The sequence below is a fragment of the Streptomyces sp. NPDC001380 genome (assembly GCF_042895785.1).
Lineage (GTDB): Bacteria > Actinomycetota > Actinomycetes > Streptomycetales > Streptomycetaceae > Peterkaempfera.
The window spans coordinates 116,977-135,655 of record NZ_JBIAWP010000015.1 but is presented as its reverse complement, the minus strand read 5'-3'; the positions used below and the strand labels follow the sequence as shown (position 1 = coordinate 135,655).

Sequence of the window (18,679 nt, the reverse complement as noted above, 5' to 3'; positions counted from 1 at the left end):
CACGCGACGTGCAGGGGCCGCCCCGCCGGCCCGCGGGACCGGCCTGCTGCCGGCGCATCCCGGCGGGGCGGCCCGGCGGAGCATCCCGGCGGTACGGCCCGGCCGGCCGCCGAGCCCGGCGCCTCCGGCGCCGCGGCGGGAAAACGGTTCCCGTGGGCATGGCCCGCCCTGGTACGGTCCCGCGATGGCCGAGACACACCCACCACCGACCGGGCCCGTCACCGCGGCCGACGTCCTGCACGCCGTCCGCCTCGCGGTCGCCGCCCTGGCCGGGGCGGACGCGCGGGACTGGCACACCCGGGCCGGATCCCTGGAGTGGGACTGCTGGGAGACCGCCGAGCACCTCGCCGACGACCTGCTCTCCTACGCCGTCCAGCTCGGGCCCGCCGAGCCGCCGCCGGGCACCCACGTCCCGCTCGCCTGGAGCCGCCGCAGACCCGGCGGACCGGCGAACGCCGTCTTCGCGGACCGCGACGCCGGCCCGACCGGTCTGCTCCAGGTGCTGGAGGCCTGCGGCGCCCTGCTGGCGGCCGTCGTCCGGGCCACGCCGCCGACGGTCCGCTCCCACCACGTCTTCGGCGCGGCCGACCCCGAGGGGTTCGCCGCGATGGGCGTCGTCGAGACCCTGGTGCACACCCACGACATCGCCGAGGGCCTGGGCGTCGGCTGGACGCCGCCCGCCGACCTCTGCGCACGGGCCCTGGCCAGGCTCTTCCCCGACGCCCCGGCCGCTACCGACCCCTGGGCCGCCCTCCTGTGGTGCACCGGCCGCACGGAACTGTTGGGCCTGGGCCGCCGCAGCGAGTGGCGCTGGTACGGGGCGCCCCGCGGCTGACGGCGGTTCAGCGGGTCCGGCGCCGGAGGCGGAGCCGACCCGCGTGGGCGCAGGCCGCGGCCCGCAGCCGCACGGCGGTCCGGGGGGAGGGCGCGGCACGGCCGGCCGCCTCGCGGGCCGCCGTCCGACGGGGACGTCCGCCGGTCCCGCCGGTCCCGCCGGTCCCGTCGGTCCTCCTGGTCCCGGCGGCCCCTACGGTCCGTCGGACAGCGCCCACGCCACGGCCGCCTCCGCGTGCAGCCGCGTGGTGGGGAACACCGGGAGCGGGCTGTCCTCCGGGCCGACGAGCAGCTCGATCTCGGTGCAGCCCAGCACGATCCCCTCGGCCCCGCCGTCGGCGAGGTCCCGCATGACCTCCCGGTAGGCGGCGCGGGACTCCTCCCGGACGATCCCCGCGCACAGCTCCTCGTAGATCACCCGGTGCACGGTCCTGCGCCCCTCCGCGTCCGGGACGCGCACCTCGATGCCGCGGGCCTCCAGGCGGCCGCGGTAGAAGTCCTGCTCCATGGTGAACGCGGTGCCCAGCAGCCCGACCCGGCGGATCCCCGCCGCCAGCACGGCGTCCGCCGTGGTGTCCGCCAGGTGCAGCAACGGCACCCCCACGGCCACGGCCACCCGGTCGGCCACCTTGTGCATGGTGTTGGTGCAGATCAGCAGCAGCTCCGCCCCCGCCGACTCCAGCGCCGCGGCCGCCCCGGCCAGGACCTCCCCGGCCTCGTCCCAGCGCCCCTCGGCCTGCAGCCGCTCGACGTCCGCGAAGTCCAGGGAGTACACCACGCACCTGGCGGAGTGGAGGCCGCCCAGCCGCTCACGCGTGAGCCGGTTGACCAGCCGGTAGTACTCCGCGGTGGACTCCCAGCTCATGCCTCCGAGCAGTCCGATCGTCCTCACGGGCCCACTGTGCCACGGGCGGACCCGGCCCGGGGCCGCGTCGGGGTCGTGGAGGCCGGCGGGCGGGCCGGCGAGGACCCCGAGCCGGATGCCGTCGGCCCGGAGCCCGGCGGACAGCCGGCCGAGCGGCCTGATCGGGCGCGGGATCCATGGCGGGGCGGCCACCCGGAGGCCGGTCCCGGCGACGGCGGCTCTACCGGCGGTCTCCGGGCCGGGTCAGGCGTGGTGCCCGGTTCCGGACGGGGGTCCGGCGGCGCGCCGGAGGACCTCCTCCGCCGACGGGTCCTCCTGGTGGGTCAGGAAGATCCAGACGTGTCCGGACGGGTCGCGGAGGATCGCCGTCCTGTCGCCGTGGAACATGTCCGTCGGCGGCTGCAGCAGCTCCGCCCCTGCGTCCACGGCCCGCCGGCAGAGGGCGTCGACGTCCTCGACGAACACATGCAGGCCCACTGACGGACCGCCCCCGGCGTTCGGCGCCGTGAAGACTCCCCCCGCGTCGCCGACCATGACGACCGACTCCCCGACGGCGAACTCCGCGTGCATGACGCCGCCCTCCGGACCTGGGACGCGGAACAGCTCCCTGGCGCCGAACGCCTCCCGGTAGAAGCCGAGCGCGGCGTCCGCGTCGTCGACCATGACGTGGGGAACCGCCGCGTAGCGGTAGCGGTCGGGAACGACGTGGCTGCTCATGGCGGGTCTCCTCGGTTCGCGTCGTCGCGGGACGGTCCGACCGCAGGACCTCAAGCTCCCTCGAGGTCAACCCCCGGGCGCCACCCGGCCGAACCCGGGACGCCGGGCGCCGAGCACCGGACCGCGAGCCCCGGACCGCGAGCACCGGACCTCGAGCACCGGACCGCCGACGCCCGCTCCCGCCCGGAGCGGGCAGGAGCGGCCGGTCCGGCCGTCAGCGCTTCGAGGGGCCGCCGCCGATGCCGCGGCCGGCGATCAGCTCGCCGACCTCCTCGCACCAGAAGGCCAGCCCGCACAGCTGGAAGGAGACGAACCCCTTGGTCAGCGCCGGGTTGTTCTTCTCGAACAGCTTGTGCCCGGCGACCTGCAGCGCCCAGCTCGCCGCGAACAGGGGGACGCCCACCTTCGGCCGGGCGAACAGCAGCGGCAGCGACACCGCCACGCCCGGGATGCCCGCCAGGTGCGTCATCCGGATGCCCCGGCTGGTGTGCTGCGACCGGTAGTACTCCATCTTCTCCGCGAACGGCGCCTCGCGCGGCGGGACCTCGGGCTCCACGTCGACGGTTGCCACGGGTGCTCCTTCCGGTAGGGGTCGGCAGGGGGTCTTCCCGCTGCATACTGGCGCGGGTGACAATCCCCGACAACGTCCCTGCGCACGACGCGAGGACCGTGTTGTCAGCCGGTGACAAGCCGGGCGCCCCGGGGTGCCCGGCGGGGAGGGCCCGCATGGGGCACGAGGCGCGCGGACGGGTCCGGCGCGAGGTCATGGCCGACCCCGGCCCGCTGGTGGACGCCCTGGTCGGGGCCGTCCGCTCCCAGGTGCCCGCCTACCGGGCCCTGGACGGCAGCAGGCTGCCCGAGGTGCGGGCCATCGCGGCCTGGGTCCTCGCCCGCAGCCTCGAACTCTGGGTCGACGGCGGCTGCTTCACGACCGCCGACCTCGCCCGGTTCCGCGGCATCGGTGCGGCCCGCGCCGCGGACGGGCGCCCCCTGCCCGCCGTGCTCCGCGCCTACCGGGTCGCCGCCACCGCCCTGCTGGAGCACCTGTCCGCACGCACCGCCGGCCTGCTGGAGCCGGACGACGTCTTCGCCCTCGCCCGGCTGTGGCTCACCGCCCTCGACTCCCTCTCGGAGTCCCTGTACGCGGGCTACACCGCCGCCGCCGAACGGCTCTCCGGCGACCGCAACCGGGCCCTGCGCGACCTCCTCGACGACCTCGTCACCGGCCGCCACGCCTCGGCCGGCGCCGTCGCCGACCGCACCGCCCGGCTCGGCGTGCGGCTCCCCGACCCGTACCGCCTCCTCGTCGCCGAGCCCGACCCCGGCGGACCCGACCCCGGCGGACCCGACTTCGGCGGACCCGGAACCGGTGGACCCCGAACCGGTGGATCCGGAACCGGCGGCCCCGGTCCCGTCCGTGAGGCCGTCGCGCCGGAGGCGGCGGCCGCCGCCGCGGCAGCCGCCCTCGCCGACGCGGTCACCGTCGCGCCCGCCGAGGCGCCCGCCGCCGGGCAGGCCCCCGACGCCTGCTCCGTCCTGGTCACCGCCCGCGGCCCCCGCGCGGTCCTCCTGCTCCCCGCCGAGGCCGCCGGCGCGCTCCCCGACGCGCTCGCCGCCCTCCACTGGCGCGGCTGCGCCGTCACCGGCGAACCCGCCGAGGGCATCCCCGCGGCGTACCGGCTCGCCGCCGACGCCCTCGACACCGCCCCCGCCCACGCCTACGGCGCCACCCCCCTGCTCGGGGACGCCGACGCCCACGTCCTGGCCCTGCTCGCGGCACGCCCCGGCGCCGCACCCGACCGCGTGGCCCGGGCCGTGCTCGGCCCGCTGCTGCGCCCGGACCGGCGCCACCTCGCCGAGGCCCTCGACGCCTACCTCGACACCGGGTCCGCCACCGCCGCAGCCGAGGCGCTCCACCTCCACCCGCAGACCCTCCGCTACCGGCTGCGCCGCATCCGCGAGCTCACCGGCCGCGACCCGCGCCGCCCCTGGCACCGCCTCACCTTCGACATCGCCCGCAACCTCGCCGGCCGGCCGCCCGGGTGACGCCGCCCCGCCGCCCGGTCCGGCCCCCGTCCCCTCCGGCCCCCGCCCCCTCCGACCCCCGCCCCCTGCCTGTCCGCCTCCTGCCCCTCCACCCCCGGCGATCCCGGCCGGGAGACCCGTGAACCCTCCGGCGCCGCCCCGCGTACAGAGGGGCGGTGGTCGCCGGGCGGCGGCGCACCGCAACCGCGCCGCCGCCCGGGCCCGGCCCCGGCCGGTCCGCAGCGGTCCGGCCCGGACCCGCCCGCGCAGGCGGGCGGCGGACGGAAGGCGGTGCGCCCGGTGGCGGTGCGTCGGAGGACGGCCGGAGCACTCGCCGGCGTCGCAGCGGTCCTGGCCGGCTGGGCGGCCGCAGGCCCCGCGGCCGCGCACGGCGCCATGGCCGACCCGCCGAGCAGGACCGTGGAGTGCGGCCCGGAGGGCGGCGCCGCCGCGGCCTCCCCGGCCTGCGCCGCCGCGGTGGCCGCGAGCGACCCGGGCGCCGTCCGGCGGTGGGACGACCTCCGCGTCGCCGGGGTGGCGGGCCGCGACCGGCAGCTGATCCCGGACGGCCGGCTGTGCAGCGGCGGCATCCCGGCCTACCGCGGCCTCGACCTGGCCCGCGCCGACTGGCCCGCCGCACCCCTGACGTCCGGCGCGACCTTCACCTTCCGCTACCGCACCACCATCCCGCACCAGGGCGTCTTCCGGCTCTACCTCACCCGGGACGGCTGGGACCCGGCCCGGCCGCTGCGCTGGGCCGACCTGGACGCGCAGCCGTTCCTCCAGGCCGCCGACCCGCCGGTGCGCGACGGCGCGTACGTGATGACCGGCCGCGTGCCGCAGGGCCGGACGGGGCGGCACCTGGTGTACACCGTCTGGCAGACCACCAGCACGCCGGACACCTACTACTCCTGCTCCGACGTGCTCCTCCGGGCCTCCCCGGCCGCCGCCCCCGCCGCCCGGACGCCCGCCGTCCCGGGGAGCCGCGCGTCCACCGCCTCCCCGGCGGCCCCCGCGGTCCCCGCTTCCCCGGCGGCCCCCGCCCCGCTGCCGTCCGCCGGCCGCACCTCCGCCCCCGCGGCGGCCGGGTCCCCGGCGTCCTCCGGGGCCGGCGGGCCCTCCGCGGATCCGCAGGCCGCGCCCGCCGCCGCCACCGCCCCGACCTCCGGGGGAGCGCCCCTGGCCGTCGGCGGTGCGGCCGCCGTCCTGCTCGCCGCGGTCGCCGCCGTCCTCGGTGCACGGCGCCGCCGCGGCCGCTCCGGCAGGCGCCCCCGCCGTCACGCCGCCTGATCCGCCGTCACGCCGCCCGATCGGCGGCCCGTCCCGTCCGGCGGCCCGTCCCGATCGGCGCCCCGTCCCGATCGGCGGGCCCGACCGTCGCGCCCGACTGCCCTACTGCCCTACTGCCCTACTGCCCTACTGCCGCCGCACAGCGCTGCCGTCCGGCTCCGGCGCGGGCGTGCCCGCCGGGGACCGCGGACCGCCGCCCCTCCCCGCGCCGGCGGTGCGCGGAGTCCGTCCGCGGAGTCCGGTCCGGCCCGCAGCGCACCCGGCCGGGGCGTCCTGCCCGGCAGCGCTGCCGCCCGGGCGCGTCCTTCGAACGGGCACGGTGCCCCGGCACGTCCCCGGCGCGTCCCTCGAACGGGCGCGGTGCCCCGGTACGTCCCCGGCACGTCCCCGGCGGGACCGCGGGCGGGCGCCGTGCGCAGGACGGGAACCGTGCCGGGGGAGTGCCCGGCGGCGTCACGGCGGCGGGTGCCGCGTCACTCCTGCGGCGTACGCCGCAGGGTCGCCCGTTCGCGCAGGACCCGTCCATTCGAGCACAACCCGCGCCGACCGGGGCCCACTTTCCGGAACCTCCCGTAACGGAACCGGGACGGTGAGTAGCGTCCCCGCCACCCGGTGAGTGAGGGAGGCCCCATGGGCGACATGAACCACTTCAGCTTCGGCTGGCTGACCCCCGTGATCTCGTACGTCATGGCGTGCGTCGGCTCGGCGCTCGGCCTGCGCTGCACCGTGCGGGCCCTGGCCACCACGGGCAGCGCGCGCCGCAACTGGCTGGTCACCGGCGCCGTGGCGATCGGCTCCGGCATCTGGACCATGCACTTCGTCGCCATGCTGGGCTTCAGCGTCTCCGGCACCGAACTGCGGTACGACGTGCCGCTGACCGTGCTCAGCCTGGTGGTGGCGATGCTGGTGACGGGCCTCGGCGTGTTCGCCGTGGGGTACGGGCGCCACCGCGGCCGGTCGCTGGCGGTCGGGGGCCTCACCACCGGCGTCGGTGTCGCCTGCATGCACTACCTCGGGATGGCGGCGCTGCGGCTGCACGGCTCCGTCGGCTACGACCCACCGCTGGTGGTGCTCTCGGTGCTGATCGCGGTCGTCGCCGCCACCGCCGCCCTGTGGGCCGCCCTCACCGTCCGGGGAGGCGCCGCGGCGGCGGGCGCCTCGCTCGTCATGGGCGTCGCGGTGAGCAGCATGCACTACACCGGCATGGCGGCCGTCCACATCCGGATGGACCCCGCGCGGGCCGCCCTGGGAGGCGCCACCGCCATGCAGTTCATCTTCCCGCTGGCGGTCGGCCTCGGCTCGTTCCTCTTCCTGACCTCGGCCTTCGTCGCGCTCTCGCCCACCGCGCGGGAGCGGGCCGCGTACGCGTCGGCGGACGAGCTGCGCGGCGACCCGGCCTCCGTCTGAGCGGTCCCCGCTCCGCCCCCTCCCCCCACCACCGCCCCTCCCCGCCCCCCGGCAGGACCACCGCACACGGGATCGAGGAACCCATGCGACTTCCCCGCAGGCCGCCAGGCGGCTCCCCGGACGCCCCGCGCGCCGGCACGCCCGCCCCCGACACCGGCGCGCCCGCCCGCCACGAGGGCCCCCGGAGGGCCGCCCGCACCCACCGCCGCGGCGCCCACGCCGGCCCGCGCGCGGCGGAGGAGCGGCCGGCGGCCCACGAGCGGCCCGCACACCAGCAGTCCGCACAGGACCCCCCCGCCCGCGAACGGTCCGCCCCCCGGGACACCGCACCGGCCGGGACCGCGCCCCCGCCCCGGCCGGTGCGGGCCGCCGCCCCGCGGGCGCCGCGCCCCCTCCTCCGCTCCCTGCGCCCCCGCTCCGTCCGGGCGAAGACGGTCGCCCTGCTGATGGTCCCGGTGGTCTCGCTGATGGCCCTGTGGGCCTTCGCCACCGTCAGCACCGCGCAGGACGTCTGGGACCTCCTGCGGCTCAAGGAGGTCCACCGCACCCTCCTCGACCCCGTCGAGGACACCGTCACCGCGCTCCAGGCCGAACGCGCCGCGGCGGGCCGCTACCTGGCCGCGCCCACCCCCGCCGCCCGTGCCGCCCTCCGCGGCCGGGCCGCGGCCACCGACCGCGCCGCGGCCCCGCTGGACCTCGGCCGCGACTACACCAGCGCCGACGCCGCCGGGCTCGGCGCGGACGCCGGCGCCCGGGTCTCCGCCCTCGTCACCCGGCTCCGCGGCCTGGCCGCGGTCCGCCGGGGCGTCGAGGCGCGGCGGCTCGACTGGCCCGCCGCCTACCGCGCGTACGGCGACGCCGTGGACGGCGCCTTCGCCGTCACCGGCTCCCTGACGGGCCTCCAGGACCACGACGCGGCCTCCGACGCGCGGGTGCTGCTGGAGTTCTCCCGCGGCCGCGAGATGCTCGCCCGCGAGGACGCCCTGCTGGGCGCCGCCCACACCTCGGGCCGCCTCCCGGCCGCCGAGCAGCGGGAGTTCACCGGGGCCGCCCACACCCGCCGCGACCTCTACCTGCAGTCCGCCGCCGACCTCCGCCCCGCGGACCGCTCCGCCTGGCAGGCGGTCGCCGGCTCCGCGGAGTGGAAGGCCCTCGCGTCCCTGGAGGACGCCGTCGCCGCCGCGCCCGCCGGACGGGCCGCCGCCGGCGCCGCCCCGGCCGCCCGGTGGGACGCCGCCGCGGGGACCGCCGCCCGGACCGTGCGCGCGGTGGAGGAGCAGGCCGGACGGGCCGCCGCGGGCCGTGCCGACCCGTACGTGATGGGCGTGTTCACCCGGTCCGGTGCGGCCGTCGCCCTCGGCCTGGTCGCCGTCCTCGCGTCGCTGCTGATCTCCGTGCAGGTGGGGCGGGCCCTGGTCGGCGAGCTCGTCGGCCTGCGCAACTCCGCCCTGGACCTGGCGGGCCGCCGCCTGCCGGCCGCCATGCGGCGGCTGCTGGCCGGGGAGGAGATCGACGTCGAGGCCGAGGCGCCGCTCTCCGCGGGCCGCGGCGACGACGAGATCGCCCAGGTCGCCGGCGCCCTGGAGACCGTGCACCGGGCCGCCCTCAAGGCCGCCGTCGAGCGGGCCGAGGTCCTCTCGGGCGTCTCGGGCGTCTTCGTCAACCTCGCCCGCCGCAGCCAGGTCCTGGTGCACCGTCAGCTCACCCTGCTGGACGCCATGGAGCGCCGCACCGAGGACCCGGCGGAGCTCGCCGACCTCTTCCGCCTCGACCACCTGACGACCCGCATGCGGCGCCACGCCGAGGGCCTGATCATCCTCTCCGGCGCCGCCCCCGGCCGCGCCTGGCGCAAGCCGGTCCCGATGCTCGACGTCGTCCGCGCGGCGGTCTCCGAGGTCGAGGACTACGCCCGGGTCGAGGTGCACCGCATGCCGCACGCCGCCGTCGCCGGGTCCGCGGTCGCCGACCTCACCCACCTCGTCGCCGAACTGGTGGAGAACGCCACCGCCTTCTCACCCCCGCACACGCGGGTCCACGTCCGCGGCGAGCAGGTCGGCAACGGCTACGTCCTGGAGGTCGAGGACCGCGGACTCGGCATGGGCGCCGAGGCCATGGCGGACGCCAACCGCCGTATCGCGGCCGCCGAACAGCTCGACCTCTTCGACAGCGACCGGCTGGGCCTCTACGTGGTCAGCCGCCTGGCCCGCCGGCACCAGGTCAAGGTGTCGCTGCGGCCCTCCGCCTACGGGGGGACCACGGCCGTGGTGCTGCTGCCGACGGCGCTGCTGGAGCAGGCCGCGGCCGGTCCGGCCCGGTCCGGCGGGGCGCGTCCGGGCGTCCGCCCCGCCCCCGGCGGCGCCGTCCGGCCCGCCGCCCCCGGCGCCGCGCCCGCGGGGCCGGTCCCCGTCCCGTCCGCCCCGCCCGGACCGGTCCGCCCCGCCGTCCCGGGCCCCGCCGGGCCCGCCGCGCACGAGCATCCGGCCCACGAGCATCCGGCCCACGGGCAGAGCGCCGACGCGGCGCCCGCGCACGGTGAGCCGGCGCACGGGCCCGCCGCGCACGGGGAGCCCGCTCCGCAGCCGGCCGCACCCGGCGCCGCGAGGCCCGGCCCGCTCCCCTCCGGCCCGCCCCTCTCAGGCCCGCCGCCCTCCGGCCCGGCCCCGTCCGGACCGCACGGCCCGCACGCCCCCGGGCAGCCCCTTCCCCTCCGGCCCGCGGCCGCCGCGCCGCGCCCCGCCGCCGGTGAGTCCGGGCGGACGCCCCCGCCCCGCCGCCCCGCCCAGGGACCCCGGCCGCTGCCCCGGCAGACCGGCGTGCTGCGCCCGTTCGGTGCCGACGGCCGCAGCCCCGGGGTGCTGCGCCCCGTCCCCTTCCGGCCCGCCGACGGCGGCCCGCCCGGGTCCCCGGCCGCCCCCGCCGGACCACCGGACGCCGCCCCGGGCGGGATTCCCGCCGGGACCCCCGGCGCAGCCCCTGCCTCGACCGCCCCCGCGACCCCCGGCGGAGCCCCCGCGACTCCCGGCGGAGACCCCGCAGCCGGTGCCCCGACAGGGCTGCCGCGGCGGGTCCGGCAGGCTAGTATCGCCCCTCAACTTCGGGAGGCACCGGCGCCCGTGGCGGGCCGTCGGCCCGCCCCCGCCGGACGCACCCCGGAACAGGCCCGCGCGGCCATGTCCGCCTTCCAGAGCGGCTGGGCCCGCGGCACCGGCCGCCCCTCGCCCGCCCGCCGCTCCGCACCCGACCGGCCGTACGAAGGAGACGCAGGATGATCGGGACGACCCACAACTCCGGCGAGCTGAACTGGCTGCTGGACGAACTGGTGGACCGGGTGGCCGAGGTCCAGCACGCCGTGGTCCTCTCGGCGGACGGCCTCGCCATGGGAGCCTCGGCGGCCCTCGGCCGCGAGGGCGGCGAGCACCTGGCGGCGGTCGCCTCCGGCTTCCACAGCCTGGCCAAGGGCGCCGGGCGGCACTTCGGCGCCGGCGACGTGCGCCAGACCATGGTCGAGCTGGAGGGCGGCTTCCTCTTCGTCGCCGCGGCGGGGGAGGGCAGCTGCCTGGCCGTCTTCAGCTCCGCCGACGCCGACCTCGGCCTGGTCGCGTACGAGATGGCCCGCCTGGTCCGCAGGGTCGGCGAGCACCTGTACACGCCGCCGCGTGCCGCCGCCGGCAGCGGCGCGGCGGGCTGACCTGCGGTGCTGTTCCCGCCCGGCCCCCCGCGCGGGGAGCCGCCGGACCCCTCGTACGGGCCGCCGGCCGGCGGCCCGTACGAGGAGCCGCCCGACCCCGCCGCCCCGGCCGCCCGGCCGGGGCGGCCCGGGCGGCCGCGGCACCCGTCGCGCTGGTTCGACGACGACGCCGGACCGCTGGTCCGCCCGTACGCCGTCACCCGCGGCCGGACCGGCTCGGCCGACGGCGCCTTCGACCTGATCGCCCAGGTCGCCAGCGAGGTCCTGCCCCACGAGGACCCGCCGGTCGGGCCCGAGCAGGCGGCCATCCTCGACCTGTGCCGGTCCGGCCCGCTCTCGGTGGCGGAGGTCGCCGCCGGACTGGACCTGCCGCTCGGCGTGGTCCGGGTGCTGCTGGCCGACCTGCTGGACGCCGCGTACATCCGTGTCAGCCGGCCGCTGCCGCCCGCCCTGCTCCCCGACGAGCACATCCTCAGGGAAGTGATCAATGGACTCCGTGCGCTCTGAGAGATCCCCGCACGCCCCCGCCGCCGCCCCGGAGGGGGGCGGCGGGGACGGCCAGGTGCTGGCGCTGAAGATCCTGGTGGCCGGCGGCTTCGGCGTCGGCAAGACCACCCTGGTCGGCGCGGTCAGCGAGATCCGGCCGCTGCGCACCGAGGAGCAGCTGACCGAGGCCGGTGCGGGCGTGGACGACCTGGACGGCGTGGAGCAGAAGACCACCACCACGGTCGCCATGGACTTCGGCCGGATCACCATCCGGGAGGGGCTGTCGGTCTACCTCTTCGGGACCCCGGGCCAGGACCGCTTCTGGTTCCTGTGGGACGAGCTCGCCCAGGGCGCCCTGGGGGCGGTCGTGCTCGCCGACACCCGGCGGCTGGACGACTGCTTCCCGGCGGTGGACTTCTTCGAGCGGCGCGGCATCCCGTTCGTGGTGGCGGTGAACCGTTTCACCGGCGCCCCCGACCACGCGGCGGAGGACGTGGCGCTCGCCCTCGACCTGGACCCGGGCACACCGGTGATGCTGTGCGACGCCCGCAGCCGGGCGTCCGGCAAGGAGGTCCTGATCCGGCTGGTGGAGCACGCCGGGCGGGTGCACGCCGCCCGCCTGCTGGAGACGTCCGGGAGCGGCCCCGCGGCCCGCTGACCCCGTCCCGCACGGGCGGCGGCCGCACGGGCGACGCAGCAGCCCCGCCCGGGGGCCGGGCGGGGCCGCTGCGGTCCGGACGCGCCGCCCTGCAGCGCGGCGGGCTCGCCTACAGCGCGGCGGGCTCGCCGTGCTGGGCCGGGACGGCGGCCTCCTCCGCGCCGGGGTGCGGCTCCCCGGTGTCGGCGCCGTCCTCGCGGAACGGCCGGTCGCCGGAGAGCACGGCCTCCAGCTGCTCGCGGTCCAGCTCCTTCGTCCAGTGGCCGATCAGGACGGTCGCCACGGCGTTGCCTGCGAAGTTGGTGAGCGCGCGGGCCTCCGACATGAAGCGGTCGATACCGACGATCAGGCCGACGCCGTCCACCAGCTCCGGGCGGTGCGACTGCAGGCCGCCCGCCAGGGTGGCCATGCCGGCGCCGGTGACGCCGGCCGCGCCCTTGGAGGCGACGACCATGAAGAGGAGCAGCGAGACCTGCTGGCCGACGGAGAGCGGCCGGTCCATGGCCTCGGCGATGAAGAGCGCCGCCATGGTGAGGTAGATGGCGGTGCCGTCGAGGTTGAAGGAGTACCCGGTCGGCACGGTGATGCCGGCGACCGGGCGGCTCACACCGAGGTGCTCCATCTTGGCGATGAGCCGGGGCAGGGCGCTCTCGGAGGAGGACGTGGAGAGGATGAGCAGGAATTCGCGGCCGAGGTAGCGGAGCAGCGCGAGGATGTTCACCCCGGCCGCCAGCCGCAGCAGGCCGCCGAGCACGACCAGGACGAAGAGCAGGCAGGTGGCGTAGAAGCCGAGCATGATCATCGCCAGGCTCTTCAGGGCGTCGACGCCCGTCGCCCCGACCACCGCGGCCATCGCGCCGAAGGCGCCGACCGGGGCCGCCCACATGATCATCTGCATGATGCGGAAGACCAGCCGCTCCAGGTGCCTCACCCCGCGCAGCACCGGCTCGCCCGCCGGGCCCAGCGCCTGGAGCGCGAAGCCGACCAGCAGGGCCACCAGCAGCGTCTGCAGCACCTCGCCCTCGGTGAGGGCCGAGACCAGCGAGGTGGGGATGATGCCGAGCAGGAAGCCTGTGGTGCCCTCCGCGGCACCGCCCGCCTGGGCCTGCCCCGCCTTGCCGATCGCCTCGGTGAGGTGCAGGCCGGAGCCGGGGTGGACCAGGTTGCCGACCACCAGGCCGATGGCCAGCGCCACGGTCGACATCACCATGAAGTAGCCGATGGCCAGACCGCCGACGGCGCCGACCTTGGCGGCCTTCCGGACCGAGCCGATGCCCAGCACGATCGTGCAGAAGATCACCGGGCTGATCATCATCTTGATCAGGTTGACGAAGCCCGTGCCGAGCGGCTTCAGCTCCACGGCGACGCCCGGCGCGGTCAGCCCCAGCACGATGCCGGCGGCCACGGCGGCGATGACCGCGAGGTAGAGGTAGTGGGTTCTGTCCCGGCGGCGGCCCGGTACGGGGCCCGCCTCGGGGGCGGCGGACGTCATGAGCGGCTCCTTCGGCCCGGCGGCAGCGGCGGGCTTCGACGGCGGCCCGGGTGGTGGGCCGCTCCGACTATGGGGGGCGGAGTGAGCCGGGTCACGTTTGCGTTCATAACGTTCACGCCCCGCCGCCCCGCCGCCCCGCCGCCCCGCCGCCCCGCCGCCGCGCCCCGCCGCCCCGCCGCCGCGCCGCTCCCGCGCGGCGTGCGGCAGGCGCGCACCAGCGCGTGCCCGGACGCACCCGCACGCATCCGCCCATGCCCGCACGCGCCGCCCGGCCGCCGCCCGGCCGCCGTACGGGCCCGCCGAACCCGGGGAGGGCCGCCGGGCCGGTCCGGGGCACACTGTGGGGCATGACCGCACGCCCCGCCCGCCCGCGCCGCGCCCCGCGCCGCCGAGCCCCGCGCCGCGGGCGCCCCCGCAGCCTCGCCGGGCAGCTCTTCGCGGTCCAGACCGTCATCGTCGCCGCCGTCGTCGCCGGCGGCGCGCTCCTCGCCTGGTTCAGCGCCGCCGCCCGCACCGAGGACGCCGCCCGCCGCCAGGCCGTCTCCGCCGCCCGCGCCGTCGCCGACTCGCCCTCGGTCCTCGCCGCCGTCCGCGCCCCCGACCCCTCCGCGCTCCTCCAGCCGTACGCCGAGCGCGTCCGGCGCGACACGGGCGTCGACTTCGTCACCATCATGGACACCCGTGGCATCCGCTGGACCCACCCCGACCCGTCCCGGATCGGCGAGCCGTTCCTCGGCCACATCGACGGCGCCCTCGCCGGGGGCACGGTCCAGGAGACCTGGACCGGCACCCTCGGCCCCTCCGTCCGCGTCGTCACCCCCGTCCTCGACGGGCACCACCGGGTCGTCGCCCTCGTCAGCGCCGGCATCACCGTCGGCTCCATCAGCGCCCGGCTGCGCCCCCTGCTCCTCGCCGTGGCCGCCGTCGCCGCGGCCGCCCTCGCCGCCGGCGGTCTCGCCACCTACGTGGCCAACGCCCGGCTGCGCCGCCACACCCACGGCATGGGCGCCGCCGAACTGGCCCGGATGTACGAGTACCACCAGGCCACCCTCCACTCCGTGCGCGAGGGCCTGCTCCTCCTCGACGGGGACCACCGGGTCGCCCTGTGCAACGACGCCGCCCGCGCCCTGCTCGCCCTCCCCGACGACGCCGAGGGCCTGCCCGTCGACCGGCTCGGCCTGCCCGCCCCGCTCACCGCGGCGCTCCTCGGCGCCCCGCCCCGCCGCGACGAGGTCCACCTCACCGCCGAGCGGGTGGTCGTGCTCAACACCTCCGCCATCGGCGACACCCCCGCCCCCGGTGACGCCGCCGGTGATGCCCCTGGCGGCGCCCCCGGCGGCGCGACCGCCGGCGGGGGCCGCGGGCTCGGCACCGTCGTCACCCTCCGCGACCACACCGAGCTGCAGGCGCTCAGCGGCGAACTCGACTCCGTCCGCGGCTTCGCCGAGTCCCTGCGCTCCCAGGCCCACGAGGCCGCCAACCGGCTGCACGCCGTGGTCTCGCTGATCGAACTGGGCCGCACCGACCAGGCCGTCGAGTTCGCCACCGCCGAACTCGCCCTCGCCCAGGAGCTCACCGACCGCGTCGTCGGCGCCGTCTCCGAACCCGTCCTCGCCGCCCTGCTCCTCGGCAAGGCCGCCCAGGCCGCCGAGCGCGGCGTCGACCTCGCCCTCACCGAGGACAGCCGCATCGACGACCGGGTCCTCCCCGACACCCTCCCCGCCCGCGACCTGGTCACCGTCCTCGGCAACCTCGTCGACAACGCGGTGGACGCCGCCGTCGAGGGCGCCGCCCGCCACCCGGGCCCGCCCGCCGTCACCGTCACCGCCCGCACCGAGGGCCCCGCCCTGCTCCTGCGGGTCGCCGACACCGGTCCCGGCCTCGACCCGGACGCCCTCCGGCGGGTCTTCGACCGGGGCTGGTCCACCAAGCACGACGCCGGGCCCTCCGGGGCCCGCGCCCACGGCCGCGGCCTCGGCCTCGCCCTGGTCGCCCAGGCCGCCCGACGCAACGGCGGCACCGTCGAGGCCGGCGGCGGTGAGGACGGCGGCGCCGTCTTCACCGTGCGGCTGCCGCTGGCCCGCGGTCCGCGGCCCGCCGCGGCCGGAAGCCCCCCGGAGGCCGCTGTCCCGCAGCCCGCCGTCCCGCAGCCCGCCGCAGCGGGCGGGGCGGAGCAGCCGTGACGGCCCCGGGAGCGACCCCCGCAGTCGCGCCCGGCGGCAGGCGCGCCCTCGACGTGCTGGTCGTCGAGGACGACCCGGTCGCGGCGGCCGCCCACACCCTCCACGTCGGGCGCACGCCCGGCTTCCGGCCCGTCGGCACCGTCCACACCGCGGCCGCCGCCCGCCTCCTCCTGGACCGGCGGCGCGACGAGGGCACCCCCGTCGACCTGCTGCTCCTCGACCTGTACCTGCCGGACGGCCACGGCCTCGGGCTCTGCCGCGCCCTGCGCGCCGCCGGGCACACCACCGACGTCATCGCCGTCACCTCGGCCCGCGACCTGGGCATGGTCCGGCAGGCGGTCTCCGCCGGGGTGGTGCAGTACCTGCTCAAGCCGTTCGGCGGCGCCGCGCTGCGCGACCGCCTGGAGCGGTACGCCCGCTTCCGCGACACCCTCGCCCGGCCGGGCGAGGCCGCCGGGCAGGACGAGGTCGACCAGGCCTTCGCCGCGCTGCGCACGCCCGAGCGGACCGGCCTGCCCAAGGGCCTCAGCGCGCCCACCCTGGACGCGGTCACCGCCGCGCTGCGGGACGCCGCCGAACCGCTCTCCGCCCGCACGGTCGCCGAGCAGGTCGGGGTCTCCCGGATCACCGCCCGCCGCTACCTGGAGCACCTGGCCGTCGCGGGCCTGGCCGCCCGAGAGCCCCGGTACGGCCAGGTCGGCCGCCCCGAACTCGGCTACCGCTGGCAGGGCGGCTCGGCCGTCTGACGGGCCGCCGGCCCCGCGTGGACGCGCCGGCCCCGCCGGGGCGTGCCCCAGGGGCGTGCCGCCGCCGTGCCACGGCTCCGGAGCGGCCCGTGGGGGCCGGAGGCGCCCGGCGGGCCGCGGCCGGAGCCGCCGCCCACCCGATGCCGGGGCGGGCCCGCCCCGGCTACAGTGGCCCGGTGCGTGAAACGCCCGAGGAACTCGCCGCACTCCAGGCCCTGCTCGACGCCTCCCTGTCCCGCTCCTCCGCCCACCTCCGCTCGATCACGGCCGGGCGCACCCTGGCCGCGGAGCAGCTCACCCGGGTCCTGACCGGCGTGTGCACGCTCGCCCTGTCCACCGTGACGGCGGGGGGCGAGCCGCGCATCAGCGGTGTGGACGGGCACTTCCTGCACGGCACGTGGTGCTTCGGCACGGCGCGCAGCGCCGCCAAGGCCCGCCACCTGGCCGCCCGCCCTGCCGCCAGCGTCGCGCACATGCGCGGCGAGGACCTGGGCGTGTTCACGCACGGCACGGTGGAGACCCTCAACCCCGAGGACGGCGGGCCGGCTGCGGACTGGCCGGACCTGCTCGCGTACGTCAAGGGCGTCTACGGCGACGACGCCTTCGACTGGGACGGCGACGTGGTCTTCTACCGGCTGCACCCGCACTGGATGACCGTCTACGCCCCCGACGCCGCGAGGCTCGCCGTCGAGTGACGGCAGGCGCACGGCCGCCCCGCGGCGGGCGGCGGCCCTGCCGTGTGCGCTGCCGCCGCCCGGTGCCCTCCGGGATGCCTGGCGCCCTCCGGGGCGCCCGGTGCCCTGCGGGGCGGCCGGCGCCGCGCCCCGCCGTGCGGCGTCCCCGGTGGTCCCCGGCACCGGACCTCGGCGGCCGGCCCCGCTCAGGCCCGGCGGTCCGCCAGCACCAGGTAGCGGTCGTCCGCGTCCGTGTAGCGCGCGAGGTCCCAGCCGGCGGCGGCCAGCACCGGCCGCAGGTTGGGCTCGGCGCGCAGGTCGTCCGGGGTGAGGGCGCGCCCGTGGCGGGCCGCGAGCGCGGCCCGGCCGACCGGGTGGAACAGCGCCAGCCGCCCGCCGGGCCGGGTGACGCGGGCCAGTTCGGCCAGGGCGGCGGCAGGGTCCGGCAGGTGGGAGACGAGCCCGGCGCCGAAGACCGCGTCCAGGCGGGCGTCCGGCAGCGGGAGCCGGGCGCAGTCCGCCACCAGCAGCCCGGCCGTGCCGCCGCGGCCCGCGGCGGCCGCGGTGCGCAGCATCGCCGGGGTGAGGTCGGCGCCGAGGACCGTGCCGCCCTCGCCGACGGCGGCACGCAGCGCCGGCAGGGCGCGGCCGGTGCCGCAGCCCGCGTCGAGCACCGCCTGGCCCTCCGTCAGGCCGAGTTCGGCGACGGCCTTCGCGTAGCGGGGGCCGTCGTCGGGGAAGCGCTCCTCCCAGTCCGCGGCGCGCGGGGTGAAGAACGCCCGGGTGCGCGTGTGCTCCGACCGTGCCGCCACCAGCGCGGCGAACCGGTTCAGCACCGCGTCCCGCCACGGGGCCAGCTCCGCCAGCCGCCGCGGCGCGGCCTCCAGCGCCGCCCCGCCGCCGTGGCCCCCCGGCTCCTCCGCGGCGTCCGCGGCGAACACCTCCACGGTCTCCGCCACCGCCTCCAGGTGGAACTGCAGCCCCCACGCCGACGCGCCCACCCGGTACGCCTGCACCGGGTAGCGGTCGCCCGTGGCCAGCAGGACCGCGCCCGGCGGCAGCGCCACCGTGTCGCTGTGCCACTGCAGCACCCGGCGGTCGTCCGGTCCGGACCCGGCGAACAGCGGGTCGGACGCCGCCGCCGCGGTCGGCCGCACCGGCTCCCAGCCCACCTCCGGGCCCGCCTCCCCCCGCCGCGCGGCGCCGCCCGCGGCCTCCGCGAGCAGCTGCGCGCCCAGGCAGAGGCCGAGGACCGGCAGTTCGGCCGCCAGGGCCAGCCGCAGCAGCGCCAGCTCCGCCTGCCGGGAGGGGAAGCCCTCGTCGCGCCAGGCGTCCTGCGGACCGCCCATCACCACGAGCGCGTCGACGTCCAGCAGCTCGCCGGGCACGTCCTCGCCCAGGTGCGTGCGGCAGTGCCGCAGCTCCAGCCCGGCCCGCCGCAGCGCGTCGCCCGCCGCGTAGGGGCCCTCACCGGCCCCGTGCTCGACCACCAGCACCGCCACGGATCGCTCCCTCCGCCTGCATCCGACCGTGCCCGCATCGTACGGGCCGCCCGCCGGCCGGGGGCCGCCCGCCGCCGGCCCGCGGCCGCCTTCCGGCCGGCCTGCCCCGCCT

The 18,679-nt window shown here is 78.9% G+C and carries 16 protein-coding genes; 11 read left to right on the top strand and 5 right to left on the bottom strand.

Going from position 1 to position 18,679, the window contains the following annotated elements:
- The first annotated feature begins 184 nt into the window (after positions 1 to 184).
- Positions 185 to 835, top strand: coding sequence for a maleylpyruvate isomerase N-terminal domain-containing protein (locus ACFY07_RS19565; protein ID WP_390870052.1), 651 nt, complete (start codon positions 185 to 187; stop codon positions 833 to 835).
- 192 nt (positions 836 to 1,027) lie between these two features.
- Here ACFY07_RS19565 and ACFY07_RS19560 read toward each other — a convergent pair whose 3' ends face one another.
- From ACFY07_RS19560 to ACFY07_RS19550, 3 genes are all read right to left on the bottom strand, one after another.
- Positions 1,028 to 1,726 carry an aspartate/glutamate racemase family protein gene (locus tag ACFY07_RS19560; RefSeq protein WP_390870050.1) on the bottom strand — a complete coding sequence of 233 codons (699 nt, stop codon included), beginning with the start codon at positions 1,724 to 1,726 and terminating at the stop codon, positions 1,028 to 1,030.
- A 216-nt stretch (positions 1,727 to 1,942) separates the two neighbouring features.
- Complete coding sequence (locus tag ACFY07_RS19555) at positions 1,943 to 2,416, bottom strand: VOC family protein (RefSeq protein WP_390870048.1); 474 nt, start codon at positions 2,414 to 2,416, stop codon at positions 1,943 to 1,945.
- A 214-nt stretch (positions 2,417 to 2,630) separates the two neighbouring features.
- The gene (locus ACFY07_RS19550; RefSeq protein WP_390870047.1) at positions 2,631 to 2,987 is read right to left on the bottom strand and encodes a DUF962 domain-containing protein; all 357 of its coding nucleotides are present in this window, start codon (positions 2,985 to 2,987) and stop codon (positions 2,631 to 2,633) included.
- Between the two features lie 155 nt (positions 2,988 to 3,142).
- On the opposite strand from ACFY07_RS19550, the gene ACFY07_RS19545 reads away from it, so the two are divergent.
- The 7 genes from ACFY07_RS19545 (at position 3,143) to ACFY07_RS19515 (ending at position 11,970) form a co-directional block, all read left to right on the top strand.
- Entirely contained in the window at positions 3,143 to 4,462 is a 1,320-nt protein-coding gene (locus tag ACFY07_RS19545) for a PucR family transcriptional regulator (RefSeq protein ID WP_390870045.1), read from the top strand.
- Positions 4,463 to 4,741: 279 nt separating this feature from the next.
- The gene (locus ACFY07_RS19540; RefSeq protein ID WP_390870043.1) at positions 4,742 to 5,731 is read left to right on the top strand and encodes a lytic polysaccharide monooxygenase; all 990 of its coding nucleotides are present in this window, start codon (positions 4,742 to 4,744) and stop codon (positions 5,729 to 5,731) included.
- Between the two features lie 630 nt (positions 5,732 to 6,361).
- Positions 6,362 to 7,138 carry an MHYT domain-containing protein gene (locus ACFY07_RS19535; RefSeq protein WP_390870041.1) on the top strand — a complete coding sequence of 259 codons (777 nt, stop codon included), beginning with the start codon at positions 6,362 to 6,364 and terminating at the stop codon, positions 7,136 to 7,138.
- A gap of 83 nt (positions 7,139 to 7,221) precedes the next feature.
- Positions 7,222 to 10,407 (top strand): nitrate- and nitrite sensing domain-containing protein, encoded by a 3,186-nt coding sequence (locus ACFY07_RS19530; protein ID WP_390870039.1) that lies wholly within the window; start codon positions 7,222 to 7,224, stop codon positions 10,405 to 10,407.
- Positions 10,404 to 10,826: a roadblock/LC7 domain-containing protein gene (locus tag ACFY07_RS19525; protein ID WP_230653958.1), complete on the top strand. Its 423-nt coding sequence runs from the start codon at positions 10,404 to 10,406 to the stop codon at positions 10,824 to 10,826. The genes ACFY07_RS19530 and ACFY07_RS19525 overlap by 4 nt, the downstream gene beginning before the upstream one ends.
- A 9-nt stretch (positions 10,827 to 10,835) precedes the next feature.
- Positions 10,836 to 11,333, top strand: a complete 498-nt coding sequence (locus tag ACFY07_RS19520) for a DUF742 domain-containing protein (RefSeq protein WP_390870119.1) — start codon at positions 10,836 to 10,838, stop codon at positions 11,331 to 11,333.
- Positions 11,314 to 11,970 (top strand): ATP/GTP-binding protein, encoded by a 657-nt coding sequence (locus tag ACFY07_RS19515; RefSeq protein WP_374228192.1) that lies wholly within the window; start codon positions 11,314 to 11,316, stop codon positions 11,968 to 11,970. The genes ACFY07_RS19520 and ACFY07_RS19515 overlap by 20 nt, the downstream gene beginning before the upstream one ends.
- Before the next feature lie 109 nt (positions 11,971 to 12,079).
- On the opposite strand, the gene ACFY07_RS19510 is transcribed toward ACFY07_RS19515, so the two are convergent.
- Positions 12,080 to 13,462 carry a cation:dicarboxylate symporter family transporter gene (locus ACFY07_RS19510; protein WP_390870036.1) on the bottom strand — a complete coding sequence of 461 codons (1,383 nt, stop codon included), beginning with the start codon at positions 13,460 to 13,462 and terminating at the stop codon, positions 12,080 to 12,082.
- A gap of 347 nt (positions 13,463 to 13,809) precedes the next feature.
- Here ACFY07_RS19510 and ACFY07_RS19505 point away from each other — a divergent pair, with 347 nt between their 5' ends.
- The 3 genes from ACFY07_RS19505 (at position 13,810) to ACFY07_RS19495 (ending at position 17,086) form a co-directional block, all read left to right on the top strand.
- Complete coding sequence (locus ACFY07_RS19505; RefSeq protein ID WP_390870034.1) at positions 13,810 to 15,645, top strand: ATP-binding protein; 1,836 nt, start codon at positions 13,810 to 13,812, stop codon at positions 15,643 to 15,645.
- The gene (locus ACFY07_RS19500) at positions 15,642 to 16,391 is read left to right on the top strand and encodes a response regulator (protein WP_390870032.1); all 750 of its coding nucleotides are present in this window, start codon (positions 15,642 to 15,644) and stop codon (positions 16,389 to 16,391) included. Before ACFY07_RS19505 ends, ACFY07_RS19500 begins: the two co-directional genes overlap by 4 nt.
- A gap of 176 nt (positions 16,392 to 16,567) precedes the next feature.
- Positions 16,568 to 17,086 carry a pyridoxamine 5'-phosphate oxidase family protein gene (locus ACFY07_RS19495; RefSeq protein ID WP_390870030.1) on the top strand — a complete coding sequence of 173 codons (519 nt, stop codon included), beginning with the start codon at positions 16,568 to 16,570 and terminating at the stop codon, positions 17,084 to 17,086.
- Between the two features lie 185 nt (positions 17,087 to 17,271).
- Here ACFY07_RS19495 and ACFY07_RS19490 read toward each other — a convergent pair whose 3' ends face one another.
- The gene (locus ACFY07_RS19490; RefSeq protein ID WP_390870028.1) at positions 17,272 to 18,567 is read right to left on the bottom strand and encodes a methyltransferase domain-containing protein; all 1,296 of its coding nucleotides are present in this window, start codon (positions 18,565 to 18,567) and stop codon (positions 17,272 to 17,274) included.
- Positions 18,568 to 18,679 lie beyond the last annotated feature (112 nt).